The 11,872-nt window shown below is 57.0% G+C and carries 11 protein-coding genes; 6 read left to right on the plus strand and 5 right to left on the minus strand.

Annotated elements, in window-relative coordinates:
* Position 1: 1 nt before the first annotated feature.
* Positions 2–1,198 carry an ABC transporter substrate-binding protein gene (locus ACTG4M_RS07180; RefSeq protein ID WP_439122966.1) on the minus strand — a complete coding sequence of 399 codons (1,197 nt, stop codon included), beginning with the start codon at positions 1,196–1,198 and terminating at the stop codon, positions 2–4.
* Positions 1,199–1,454: 256 nt separating this feature from the next.
* Between ACTG4M_RS07180 and ACTG4M_RS07185 the strand changes: the two genes are divergently transcribed.
* Positions 1,455–2,579 (plus strand): PQQ-dependent sugar dehydrogenase, encoded by a 1,125-nt coding sequence (locus ACTG4M_RS07185; RefSeq protein WP_439122967.1) that lies wholly within the window; start codon positions 1,455–1,457, stop codon positions 2,577–2,579.
* Positions 2,580–2,630: 51 nt separating this feature from the next.
* Here ACTG4M_RS07185 and ACTG4M_RS07190 read toward each other — a convergent pair whose 3' ends face one another.
* The 3 genes from ACTG4M_RS07190 to ACTG4M_RS07200 form a co-directional block, all read right to left on the minus strand.
* Positions 2,631–3,260: a Hint domain-containing protein gene (locus ACTG4M_RS07190; RefSeq protein WP_439122968.1), complete on the minus strand. Its 630-nt coding sequence runs from the start codon at positions 3,258–3,260 to the stop codon at positions 2,631–2,633.
* A 288-nt stretch (positions 3,261–3,548) separates the two neighbouring features.
* Positions 3,549–4,724 (minus strand): ammonium transporter, encoded by a 1,176-nt coding sequence (locus ACTG4M_RS07195; protein WP_439122969.1) that lies wholly within the window; start codon positions 4,722–4,724, stop codon positions 3,549–3,551.
* A gap of 204 nt (positions 4,725–4,928) precedes the next feature.
* Entirely contained in the window at positions 4,929–5,933 is a 1,005-nt protein-coding gene (locus ACTG4M_RS07200) for a GlxA family transcriptional regulator (RefSeq protein WP_439122970.1), read from the minus strand.
* Between the two features lie 169 nt (positions 5,934–6,102).
* Between ACTG4M_RS07200 and ACTG4M_RS07205 the strand changes: the two genes are divergently transcribed.
* The gene (locus tag ACTG4M_RS07205) at positions 6,103–7,473 is read left to right on the plus strand and encodes a class II 3-deoxy-7-phosphoheptulonate synthase (RefSeq protein WP_439122971.1); all 1,371 of its coding nucleotides are present in this window, start codon (positions 6,103–6,105) and stop codon (positions 7,471–7,473) included.
* Between the two features lie 50 nt (positions 7,474–7,523).
* Here ACTG4M_RS07205 and ACTG4M_RS07210 read toward each other — a convergent pair whose 3' ends face one another.
* A complete protein-coding gene (locus ACTG4M_RS07210) occupies positions 7,524–8,105 on the minus strand; it encodes a PAS domain-containing protein (RefSeq protein WP_439122972.1) in 582 nt (193 codons plus the stop codon).
* A 156-nt stretch (positions 8,106–8,261) separates the two neighbouring features.
* Between ACTG4M_RS07210 and ACTG4M_RS07215 the strand changes: the two genes are divergently transcribed.
* From ACTG4M_RS07215 to ACTG4M_RS07230, 4 genes are all read left to right on the plus strand, one after another.
* Positions 8,262–9,176, plus strand: coding sequence for a YicC/YloC family endoribonuclease (locus tag ACTG4M_RS07215; protein WP_439122973.1), 915 nt, complete (start codon positions 8,262–8,264; stop codon positions 9,174–9,176).
* A gap of 3 nt (positions 9,177–9,179) precedes the next feature.
* A complete protein-coding gene (gene gmk / locus ACTG4M_RS07220; protein WP_439122974.1) occupies positions 9,180–9,821 on the plus strand; it encodes a guanylate kinase in 642 nt (213 codons plus the stop codon).
* Positions 9,818–10,339: a gamma carbonic anhydrase family protein gene (locus ACTG4M_RS07225; RefSeq protein WP_439122975.1), complete on the plus strand. Its 522-nt coding sequence runs from the start codon at positions 9,818–9,820 to the stop codon at positions 10,337–10,339. Before gmk ends, ACTG4M_RS07225 begins: the two co-directional genes overlap by 4 nt.
* A gap of 91 nt (positions 10,340–10,430) precedes the next feature.
* Positions 10,431–11,732: a HupE/UreJ family protein gene (locus ACTG4M_RS07230; RefSeq protein ID WP_439122976.1), complete on the plus strand. Its 1,302-nt coding sequence runs from the start codon at positions 10,431–10,433 to the stop codon at positions 11,730–11,732.
* The last annotated feature ends 140 nt before the right edge of the window (positions 11,733–11,872 follow it).

The raw sequence follows: 11,872 nt of genomic DNA on the forward strand, positions 1-11,872 counted from the left end.
ATCAGCGGTAGCCAACAACTTTCAGCGCACCGTCCTCGACCGTGAATTCCGCATAAGAACCTGCGGCTTCACCCGGTTCGACCAGTTCGACGCCGGTTGCGCCTTGGTAGTCGATGTCACCGCCACCGGCGATGATTTCCAACGCCTTGTCCAATTCGCCCGGAAGGATTTGTTCGCCCGGCGCATTGGCCACGTCAAAGATGTGTGACTGGTAATCAGCCGGTTCCATTGATCCGGCCACGGCCATTGACAGCAGCATCAGTGCAGCTGCGTCATAGGATTCACCGGAATAAACCGATGTTCCATCGATGCCTGCCGCCGTTGCCATCTCGGCGAACAATGCCGCACCAGCATTATCTGAACCGGGGGCTGTCCCGATCATACCCGCAATATCGTCGCCAAAACGTTCAACCAACGAGTCGCCGATCATGCCGTCGCCCATAGCGAACATGTCAAAGGCGCCTGTGTCGAGCGCACCTTGGATGACGCCCGCGCCGCCTTGGTCCACATAACCCAGTACGACCAGCGCATCACCACCAGCAGAAGCCAGCGCGCCGACTTCGGCAGAGTAATCTGCCTTGCCGTCTTCATGCGGTGCCGACAGGGTCACCGAACCACCAGCGGCCTCGTAGGCGGCTTGGAACGCGTCGGCAAAACCTTTGCCGTAGTCGTTGTTTGTATAGGTGACCGCAGCACTTGTGATGCCCTTGTCGACCATGATGCCGGCGAGCACTTCACCCTGACGCGCGTCAGATGGGGCTGTGCGGAAGAACAGGCCATTGTCTTCGGCAGCCGAAAGAGCAGGCGATGTCGCGGAGGGCGAGATCATGACCATGCCGTTTGGCACCGACACGTTGGCCAGAACCGCGCCGGTTACACCGGAACAATCGGGGCCCATCATACCCTTGATACCATCGCTGGTAATCAGACGCTCGGCTGCGGCTGTGGCGGCTGCGCTGTCGACGCAAGTTGAATCCGCGCGGACCGGTGTCACTGTGGCCCCGTCAAGCAGCTTGCCGCTTTCGGTGACTTCGGCCATCGCCATCTCGGCACCAGCCGCCATGGCCGGTGTCAGGGATTCAATCGGGCCGGTAAAGCCAAGGATGATCCCCATCTTGATTTCGTTGGAATGCCCGGCTGCAAAAGCCGAACCCGCCATCAACGCACCAGCCGCAGTGGCTGTCAGAAACTTTTTCATATTTTTCACTCCCGTGTTGGAACATCGTGATGTTCTGGCGATGACGATATTCAGATGCCGTGCAAAAGAAAAGACCCATCGCATTGCGGTGCATTTGTATCTAGTGATTTATTTTCAATAGCTTAGGAAGTGGCGCTGCCTCTCAGGCAAAGTTTTTCGTCACCGTTTTGTGCCCTCACGACTACGTAAGCACGCTTGCCGTTGGGGCAGGTGCACACATATTTCAAATCATCATCCTTTATTCGGAGATATCTACATGGACTTGTTACGCCGCCTGACATTGTCTTTGACTTTTGTCGTATCCGCCGCGCCATTGGCTGCCCAGGTTACGTCCGAAACGCTCCAGACCAGCGCAGGTGCGGTGCAGGTCTCGGCGGTTGTGACTGGGCTGGATACGCCTTGGGGGTTTGGTTTTTTACCAGATGGTAAAATTGTGCTGACTGAACGAGAAGGCGACGTCCTGCTGATCACTCCGGGCCAAAGCGCCGTCACGCTGCGCAACCCGCCACAGGTAACTGTAGACGGGCAGGGTGGTTTGCTCGACGTTTTGGTGCCGCGCGACTTTGCCCAAAGCCGGACCCTGTTTTTCACCCATGCCAAACGTCAGGGACGCGGCAGCGGGACGGCCGTGACCAAGGCCACGCTGGATGCAGACGGCACTTCCTTGTCGAACCATCAAACAATTTTCGAAATCGAACCGGGGTCCAGCGGTGGGCGGCATTTCGGCTCTCGTATTGTCGAGGCACCTGATGGTACGTTGTTTGTGACTGTTGGGGATCGCGGCGATCGTCCTTCAGCCCAAGACCGCAGCCTGCACAACGGGTCAGTTCTGCGGATCACCAAGGACGGGGATGTGCCCGCTGATAACCCTTTCGCGCAGACGCCAGGCGTGCAGCCCGAAATCTGGTCATATGGTCACCGCAACCCGCAAGGCGCAGCCATCGATGCTCGGGGACAGCTATGGGTCAACGAACACGGTGCGCGTGGTGGCGATGAGGTGAACCGCATCGCCAAAGGGGCCAATTTCGGCTGGCCTGTGATTTCGTACGGAAAGCACTACTCTGGTCGGTCAATTGGCGAAGGCACCACCAAAGACGGCATGCAGCAGCCCGAGAAGTTCTGGGATCCGTCGATTGCCCCATCAGGCATGGCCTTTTACGACAACGGGTCAATCGGCAGTTGGAATGGTGATATGTTCGTTGGTTCGTTGAAGTTTGATTACATCGCGCGGCTTGAAGGATCTCCCCTGCGCGAGGCGGAACAGATCCAAGGCGAAAGTACCCAGCGTGTTCGCGATATCCGGCAAGGGCCAAGTGGTGATTTGTGGTTCCTGAGTATCGGTAATGGCGCGTTGTATCGGATGTCTATCCCGGGATCTTAAGATCATAACACCGCATCCACAATTGGACGTGATTGGATAAAATTGGTCTTTTCAGAGGGTTTGAATAGCCCGGTCCTCTCGCGACAAATTTGCAAACATTTGCGCAGAACCGACAGAACGAAACCCGGTCGACGAAATCTTTTGAGGGTCATGATCAAGCGTTTTAACCGCATCTCCAACCTTAAGCGTTTCAACCGGAGCAATCCGGCCATCTGCGCATTCAATAAGTGTTCCATTGGCGAAGCACACAACGGACACTGAATTGTTCGTTGTCGAAATAATGGCGGCGTCACTACCCCCGACATCCGTCAGACTGCCCGTGCGAATCTCGTCGATCGACATGTCGCCGTAGCTGTCGTTCGCGATGATAAAATACCGCGTATTCACTCCGTCGGACACAGTCAGGAAGACCGCATCAAGATTTGTTTCGGATTGCGGATTGAAGCTTAGGTTGGTGCCATCTGTGAGAGTAAACCGACCGCTGTTGGATGGCTCCTGAATGAGATCAATGGTGTAGTCCGTGCCACCGATCGTGACGACATCGCCTTGATCGAATTCACCGTCGTCAAGTGCGGTCGACACCATGCCATCCACGACGCCAATGTAATTGCCTTGAACTGCAGAATAGGTCGTGTTGGCGCTGATGTTTGTGACCTCGATCAGGTCATAAATTGTCGCCATGGGTCACACTTCGTTTTTACATCAAGAGGTGTCCTATTATGTAACGACGAGGTCGCGCAGATTGTTAGCGGTTCTATGGCCCGCGCATCGCATCCATTAATTTTCTGGAAACCGAGACATGAGGCCAAAGCTGCCGAACGGACGTGTCAGGCGAACGCGTTAGTCCCGGTGAGTTTTTGTTTGTGCCTCGGCTCCACGTTGATGGTCGCGCGAGGGACCGCTGATGGACAGACGTTGATGATCGCCTCTGCGGCGATCATCCCCTTCAGTGTGCTGTCCAACCTAGGGTCAGGTCAAAAGTTCATATCCGCGCTGGCCATGCAGTACTTTGTCGAGGCCGGAGTTTTCATGCTCTTCAGACACACGGATTCCGATGACACCTTTGCAGAAGAAGATCAGCACAAGGGTGACGCAGATCGTGTATGCGCCAATGATGGCAATACCGCCCATTTGCGCACTCCAGTGGGTGATACCCAAAGGTGCAATCATCATTGATCCGTAGATGCCGCCGACTCCGTGTACGGCAAACACATCAAGCGTGTCGTCGACGCCGAATTTGCGCAGCAAATAGACGGCTTCCTGACACATCATCCCGGCAATCGCTCCGATCAGCAGCGCATAGCTTGGATCGACAAATCCGGCTGCGGGGGTGATCGACGCCAATCCGGACAACGTTCCCGTGACCATCCCGACAAGAGTGAACTTGCCGAACTTGATATACTCCCAAGCCAGCCATGACAGCGATGATGCGGCACCGGCGATCAAAGTCACGGTCAGGGCCATTGCGGCTGTTGGATCTGCGGACAGGCTTGATCCGCCGTTGAAGCCAAGCCAGCCCACCCAAAGCATCGCTGCTCCAATCATCACGAGGCCAGGGCTGTGAGGGTTGCTGTTTGTGTTCAGGCGGGGCCCGATCACGATGGCCAGAACCAATCCGGCGATCCCTGCGGTTTCATGCACCACCAGTCCGCCGGCAAAGTCACGTACGCCAAGCTCGCCAAAGATGCCGCCATCGGACAAGAAGCCTCCACCCCAGACCCAGTGCGCGACGGGTGCGTAGACCAGCAGCATCCAGAGGCCCGAAAACAGCAGCACAAAGCCGAATTTCACACGCTCGGCGCAGGCGCCCAAAATGATGACCGGCGTGATGATCGCGAAAGTCATCTGGAACGCAAAGAACAGGATTTCAGGCAGCGTGCCGACGGTTGTCTGGAGGGTGACGCCGTTCAGAAACATCTTACCAAGACCGCCCCAATAGCCATTCCCGTTGCCATAGGCGATCGAATAGCCCGCCACATACCATAGCACCACCATCAGACAGGCGGTTGCAAAGCACTGCATGAACATATTGACGACGTTTCGCGCTCGCACCATTCCGCCATAAAACAGCGTCAGGCCCGGTATTGTCATGAAGAACACAAGCGCAGTTGCGATCAGAATCCACACGGTATCGATGTGATCCATTCGTACCTCCCATACTTATTAATGCACACCTAGATGTGGTATGGTATGGCGCGTCCGTGCCTAAGAATAGTGGTAAATTGACGTAGGGGCAGAGTTATCCACAAGATTCTCGAATGTCTTGTTTCCGCGCTGGTTGATCATTCGCCAGCGCAATAGATCCTCCAATAAATGGAGCGTCTAGTAGAGGTTTTTAAGATTTTTGTTTTACACCGACAAGCGCGATGCGTGCGCTCCGCGTTCGCGGTATGGCGTGGTTTCGTAATGCGCTCGGTAACATTTCGAAAAATGCGACGGCGACGCAAAGCCACAAGCCAGCGCCACGTTAATCACACTCATATCGGTCTGCATCAGAAGGTTTCGCGCTTTTTGCAGCCGTAATTCCATGTAGTACCGCTTGGGGCTGCGGTTCAGATAGCGGCGGAACAACCGTTCTAGCTGGCGGGTCGACATGCCGACTTGTTGTGCCAGCACCGACGGGCTGATCGGTTCTTCGATATGCTGTTCCATCATCTGGATGACCTTGGACAGCTTGGGATGCCGTACGCCGATGCGCGTCGGCACAGAGAGGCGTTGTGTGTCCTGATCGGTGCGGATGGAGTTGTAGATCAACTGGTCGGCAACGGCCCCGGCCAGTTCTTCGCCATGATCGTCAGCGATGATCTTGAGCATCAGATCCACCGATGCGGTGCCGCCCGCCGTCGTGATGCGGCTGCCATCGACAACAAAGATGGATTTGGTCAGCGTCACTTCAGGGAATTCCTCGGTAAAGCTGTCCTGGTTTTCCCAATGGATCGTTGCGCGTTTGCCGTCCAATAGTCCAGCAGTGGCCAGTGAATAGGCGGCAGTGCACAGACCGCCGATCGACAATCCGCGCCGTGCTTCGCGGCGTAGCCAATTGACGACGCGTTTGGTGGTGCCCTTTTGCACGTCAATACCGCCACAGAGCAGGGCCACATCATCGCGCACCAATTCGACCAGATCCGAATCTAGTTTGAACGACACACCTGCCGAACAGGTCACTTCTTCGCCGCCTTCGCCGATGATGGTCCAATCGTACAGCTTGCGGTTTGCCATACGGTTCGCGATGCGCAAGGATTCGACCGCTGCCGCAAAGCACAGCATCGTGAATTCAGGCAATAGTACAAAGACAAACCGGCGAGGGCGGCTTGGAACATGATCGAGTTCAACGGTCTGTCGTGTCGGTAACATTGGGAATCTGACCTTCGCATGTGCTCTGCGGCACGTTGCCGGTCACAAGGTCAGAAGTGGCGCGCCGGGTCAAGCGTCCGAAAGCAATTCCTTACTGGTCAGACCGGGGTCGTTTCTGTATAGCGGGCCCGCTAACGCTAACTTACTTGGATTGACCGGAGTAGAGACGATGACCGAGTGGCAAAAATCAGGCTGGCGCGCGAAACCGCGGGTACAGATGCCTGACTATACGGATGAAGCAAAGCTGGAGGCCGTCGAGGCGCAGCTTTCCAAGTATCCGCCGCTGGTTTTTGCAGGCGAAGCGCGCAAGCTCAAAAAAGAGCTGGGTGCAGCATCGCGCGGCGAGGCGTTTCTGCTTCAGGGCGGCGACTGTGCCGAGGCGTTCGACCAGTTCAGTGCAAATGGCATTCGCGACACGTTCAAGGTGATGCTGCAAATGGCGATGGTTCTGACCTTTGGTGCCAAGGTGCCGGTGGTCAAAGTCGGCCGTATGGCTGGCCAATTTGCCAAGCCGCGTTCGGCACCAACTGAAACAGTCGATGGTGTGGAATTGCCTAGCTACCGTGGCGATATCATCAACGACTTGCCGTTCACGGCAGAGGCGCGCATTCCTGATCCGGCCAAGATGTTGCAGGCCTACACGCAGGCGGCAGCGACGCTGAACTTGCTACGGGCCTTTTCGACAGGCGGCTATGCCGACGTGCATCAGGTCCACCAGTGGACGCTTGGTTTTACCGAAGGTGAAAAAGCGGCCAAGTACCGCGACATGGCGAACCGCATCAGCGATACGCTCGACTTTATGCGGGCGGCTGGGGTCGATAGTGACCGGGCGCACACGCTCGCGACCGTGGATTTCTACACCAGCCATGAATCGCTCCTGCTTGAATATGAAGAAGCGCTGACGCGTCAGGATTCGACTTCGGGCAAGTGGCTTGCAGGGTCTGGTCACATGATTTGGATCGGCGACCGTACCCGTCAGCCGGACGGCGCGCATGTCGAATTCGCACGCGGTGTTCTGAACCCGGTGGGTCTTAAATGTGGTCCAACGACAACCGCCGAAGATCTCAAGGTGCTGATGTCCAAGCTGAACCCCGAGAACGAGGCGGGCAAGCTGACGCTGATCGCACGGTTTGGGGCAGGCAAAGTGGGTGAACATCTGCCACGCCTGATCAAGGCCGTGGCCGAGGAAGGTGCAAACGTTACGTGGGTGTGTGACCCTATGCACGGCAACACGATTAAATCGTCCACTGGCTACAAGACCCGTCCGTTCGAGTCTGTGCTGCGGGAGGTCAAAGACTTCTTTGCTATCCACAACGCCGAAAACACCGTTCCCGGTGGCGTGCATTTCGAGATGACCGGTCAAGATGTGACCGAATGCACCGGAGGTGTCCGGGCGGTGAGCGAAGAAAACCTGAGCGACCGCTACCACACAGCTTGCGACCCGCGCCTGAATGCGTCCCAATCGCTGGAACTGGCGTTCTTGGTGGCCGAAGAGCTGACCGCGCGTCGCGAGGCGCAGCAGGCTGCCAAGGCCGGCTAATAGGATCAATAGGTTTGGACAGGGCGGCTCTGCGGGGCCGCCCTTTTTTTTTATGTATTGTTCACAACAAGTCTCAGGTGATCTTTGTACGTGGGACGATGCCCTTTCCGGGTGAGCGGCGTGCCACGGATGTCGGTCAGGTCAAACTGACACGGACTTGACCCAGTGTCGCCAAATGCGGCCAACCCGCCCAACAACCGGGTGACCGCGTCACTGTCATTTCTCAAAGGGTACAATACCATACGCGCTGGGATCGGTGGGTTGGTCGAATTGCGTCGTTTGGATAGGGTTAAATCAAGAGCGGTGCGGGTGTCGAAGCAGGTAGCAAGTGCAGCCCCGAACTCGTGGCGGGCTCCGGGCATGAGCAGCATCGACAGCGGTAAACCATGACAATCCTGGCCCAGTTCGGCGCTGATCGTTCCTCCGGCGATGCGCAAGCGGGCGTGTGTGCGCCCGACGCGATCCGCCATAAAGGCATATTCCAGCGCGTCCTGGATATGTGCCGGATCGATGTCGGACCAAAGCGGCGCATCGCCCTGGGTGGCCAGCCCCGTCCAGTATGTCCCAAGAATACCCAGCGCCCGCGCACCGTGATGTTTCAGCGCTTCTTGCGTCAATGATGTGATGTGCATTCCGTGTCGTCCCATCGCTCTCACCCAAGAGGGAGGTAGCACGATGGCGCCGCAATTTGGACGTGGATCTTAACAAATGGTTAATACCTTCAGTGGTGTCCATGACGCGGGCTGCGGCTTGCATCATTCAGGCGCACAGCGTAACCCAAGGCCCGAATGCGGGTGAGCGGGGGGAAAGCGATGCGCCAATCCATGACGGGCTTTGCCTCGGGGCAGGGCGAAGCGATGGGGTTAGCCTGGTCCTGGGATGTCCGCAGTGTGAATGCGCGTGGTCTTGATATCCGGGTGCGGGTGCCTGACTGGATCGATGGCTTGGAACAAGCCTTGCGCGGTCTGCTGACCAAACGCCTTGGACGGGGCAGTGTGACGGTATCGCTGCGGCTTCATTCTTCTGGGGTGGAAACGGTGCAGGAACTGAACGAAGCCCAGCTTGATCGTGTGCTGACAGCCATGATGCGGATCGAGGCCGAAGCAATGACACGGGGGCTGTCCCTGACTGCGTCCTCAGCTGCCGACCTGATAACCGTGCGTGGTGTCATGGATGTGGCACAACACCAGACTGACCCTGCCGAGGTGCGCACTAAACTGCTGGCCGATTTCGACGCTGTCTTAGAGAGCTTTATCGTGTCGCGCCAAAGCGAAGGTGCCGCGATGGTCGGCGTGTTGACCGGGCAGGTTGATCAGATCGCGGAACTGGTGACTCGCGCCACCGATGTGGCAGAAGCTCGCAAAGACGAACAGGCCGATCGGATGCGCGCTGCAATGGCACGAGTGATGGAGGCGCAGGACAGCGTCGATGAACAACGCGTGGCGCAGGAACTGGCCCTTATCGCGGTCAAGGCAGACGTGACCGAGGAAATTGATCGCCTCCGCACACATGTCGATGCTGCGCGCGTCCTGCTTGGGACGGATGGCGCGGTCGGACGCAAGTTGGATTTCCTGATGCAGGAATTCAATCGCGAGGCCAATACACTGTGTTCTAAGGCACAATCAGCGCCGCTAACTGCCGTTGGGCTGGAGTTGAAGACGGTGATCGAACAGATGCGCGAACAAGTTCAGAATGTGGAGTAACCCATGATCAATCGGCGCGGATTACTGATCATCCTGTCTTCGCCCTCGGGCGCAGGCAAAAGCACCTTGTCGCGGCGGCTGTTGGATTGGGACACGAGCCTGAGTTTTTCGGTCTCAGCCACCACCCGCGCCCCGCGCCCCGGTGAGGTGGACGGCGAGCATTATCATTTCCTGAGCGAAGACACGTTCAAGCGCGATGTAAATGATGGCGATATGCTCGAACATGCGCATGTGTTCGGCAATTTTTACGGCAGCCCGCGAAAGCCTGTTCAATCGGCCATCGACGCGGGCAATGACGTGCTGTTCGACATTGACTGGCAAGGTGCGCAGCAGATTGTGAATTCGTCACTTGGACCGCATACGCTATCGATTTTTATCTTGCCGCCGTCAATTGAAGAATTGCGCCGCCGTCTGGAAAGCCGGGGGCAGGACAGCCCCGAAACCATTGGCAAACGCATGCTCAAAAGCTGGGACGAGATCAGCCATTGGGGCAGCTATGACTACGTTCTCGTCAACGATGATCTGGACCAGACCTTTGCCGATCTGCAAACCATTGTCACAGCCACGCGTCTGCGTCGATTGCAGCAACCAGGGCTGGTCGATCATGTGCGCAAATTGCAGCAGGAATTCGAGGATTTGACATGACACTATACGCTCTGGACGGGATCGCCCCAGACATCGCAGAAGATACGTGGATCGCACCTGATGCGAACCTCATTGGGCGCATAGTGGTCGAGAAGGCCGCCAGTGTCTGGTTCTGTTCGACGCTGCGTGGTGACAACGAAACGATCACCGTCGGGGCGGGCAGTAATATTCAGGAAAACTGCGTGCTGCACACTGACATGGGCTATCCGCTGCCCATTGGTGCGGGCTGCACCATTGGGCATAAGGTGATGCTGCACGGCTGCACCATCGGCGACAATTCCCTGATCGGTATGGGTGCGACCGTCCTGAATGGTGCAAAGATCGGCAAGAACTGCCTGATTGGGGCAGGGGCCTTGATCACCGAAGGGAAAGAGATCCCCGATGGGTCGTTGGTCATGGGAATACCTGGAAAGGTCGTGCGTGACCTCGACGAAGCTGTCATAGACGGTCTGCGTAAAAGCGCGCTGGGTTATCAGACCAATATGCGGCGCTTCCGTGCCGGGCTGCAGACGATTTAAACAGTCCAAACCGTCGGTTTTCTTGAAACTTTTACTTGAAGCTGCGCGTGACTGCATCAGTGTTGCGTCAATTAGTTAAAGGATGTGCGTAATGAAAGTGCTTTGGGCCAGTCTTTGTTTGATGTTCGTTGCGATTGCTGCCTCTGCCCATGAGGTGCGTCCGGCGATTGGTGATCTTGAGGTGGTGGATGGGCAGGTGCTGCTGACCTTGACGCTCAACGGAGAAGCGATTGTCGCGGACGTTAGCCTTGAGGGGATCGAAAACACAGATGCGCTTGATGCATCAGACGAGGTGGACCGCATCCGCGCGCTGGAACCTGATGCGATGACGGCAGAACTTGAACCGCGCATGCCGAGCTTTACCGAAAGCCTGGAAGTGACAGCGGGTGGTGCAAGTTTGCCTTTGTCCGTGACCAGTATCGACGTGGCGGAAGTGGGCAACACAGATCTGCCACGCGACACCGTCCTCCAAATGACCGGTGCATTGCCTCAAGATGCGGACGCAATCTCGCTCACATGGCCTGCTGCATATGGTGCGCTGGTGCTTCGGCAGCAGGGCGTCGAAGAACCCTATACCGGCTACCTTGAAGGAGGTCAGACCAGCGGCGACATCCAGATTGGCGGTGGTGACGAAGCAAGCGGCTGGACTACGTTTGGCGCCTACATCCCGGTTGGTTTCGACCACATTCTGCCCAAAGGTCTGGATCACATCCTGTTCGTTCTGGGCCTGTTTTTCCTCTCCACACGCATGGCGCCGCTACTATGGCAGGTGTCGGCCTTTACGCTCGCACATACGATCACGCTTGCAATGGCGGTTCTTGGGATCGTGACTGTGCCTGGCAGCATCGTTGAACCGTTGATCGCTGCGTCGATTGTCTATGTCGCGGTCGAAAACATCGTGTCAGACAAATTGCAGCGCTGGCGACCGTTCGTGATCTTTGGCTTTGGTCTGTTGCATGGGCTGGGCTTTGCCAGCGTTCTGGGAGAATTCGGCTTGCCGGACGGGCAGGTGGTGCCCGCGCTGATCGGCTTCAACATTGGCGTGGAGTTCGGCCAACTGACCGTGATCGCGATTGCGTTCATTCTGGTCTGGTACGCCATTCGCGTAGATCGAGGTGACGCAGACGTAGCCCCGGCGCAGGGTATCTACGGAATGCTGGCCGTGGTTTTTGTGGGGCTTGGGATCGCAATGAACACGCCCGCCTTCCAGGACGTGATGGGCGCGTCCGCGATGATCTTCTTCTGGCCGCTGGCTGTACTGTCAGTGCTATGTGCCGTGTCCGCCACCTTGGTCGACCAACTTGATGCCTACCGCCGCTATGTCGCCGTTCCTGCGTCGGCGGCCATCGCTTTGGTAGGCGCGTATTGGTTTGTCGAACGGGTATTTTTGTAAGCGCATCCGACGTATCCAAACGGACTTGCACCTTCCGCAAACCCCCGCTATACGCGCGCCACTGACACCACAGGCGGGGTCGGGCCTTTGGGGGAGACATCCTCAAACGTCCACCGGTTGGCCATCTGGCTGATACCCCC

Source organism: Marivita sp. (genome assembly GCF_965656765.1).
In the GTDB taxonomy this organism is placed as follows: Bacteria; Pseudomonadota; Alphaproteobacteria; order Rhodobacterales; family Rhodobacteraceae; genus Marivita.

Excerpts from the sequence above, each read along its gene's own strand:
- ACTG4M_RS07215 (WP_439122973.1), top strand. The coding sequence starts at position 8,262 with ATGCGGGTGAGCGGGGGGAAAGCGATGCGCCAATCCATGACGGGCTTT.
- ACTG4M_RS07180 (WP_439122966.1), bottom strand. The coding sequence starts at position 1,198 with ATGAAAAAGTTTCTGACAGCCACTGCGGCTGGTGCGTTGATGGCGGGT.
- ACTG4M_RS07185 (WP_439122967.1), top strand. The coding sequence starts at position 1,455 with ATGGACTTGTTACGCCGCCTGACATTGTCTTTGACTTTTGTCGTATCC.
- ACTG4M_RS07230 (WP_439122976.1), top strand. The coding sequence starts at position 10,431 with ATGAAAGTGCTTTGGGCCAGTCTTTGTTTGATGTTCGTTGCGATTGCT.
- ACTG4M_RS07205 (WP_439122971.1), top strand. The coding sequence starts at position 6,103 with ATGACCGAGTGGCAAAAATCAGGCTGGCGCGCGAAACCGCGGGTACAG.
- ACTG4M_RS07190 (WP_439122968.1), bottom strand. The coding sequence starts at position 3,260 with ATGGCGACAATTTATGACCTGATCGAGGTCACAAACATCAGCGCCAAC.
- ACTG4M_RS07195 (WP_439122969.1), bottom strand. The coding sequence starts at position 4,724 with ATGGATCACATCGATACCGTGTGGATTCTGATCGCAACTGCGCTTGTG.
- gmk (WP_439122974.1), top strand. The coding sequence starts at position 9,180 with ATGATCAATCGGCGCGGATTACTGATCATCCTGTCTTCGCCCTCGGGC.
- ACTG4M_RS07225 (WP_439122975.1), top strand. The coding sequence starts at position 9,818 with ATGACACTATACGCTCTGGACGGGATCGCCCCAGACATCGCAGAAGAT.
- ACTG4M_RS07200 (WP_439122970.1), bottom strand. The coding sequence starts at position 5,933 with ATGTTACCGACACGACAGACCGTTGAACTCGATCATGTTCCAAGCCGC.
- ACTG4M_RS07210 (WP_439122972.1), bottom strand. The coding sequence starts at position 8,105 with ATGCACATCACATCATTGACGCAAGAAGCGCTGAAACATCACGGTGCG.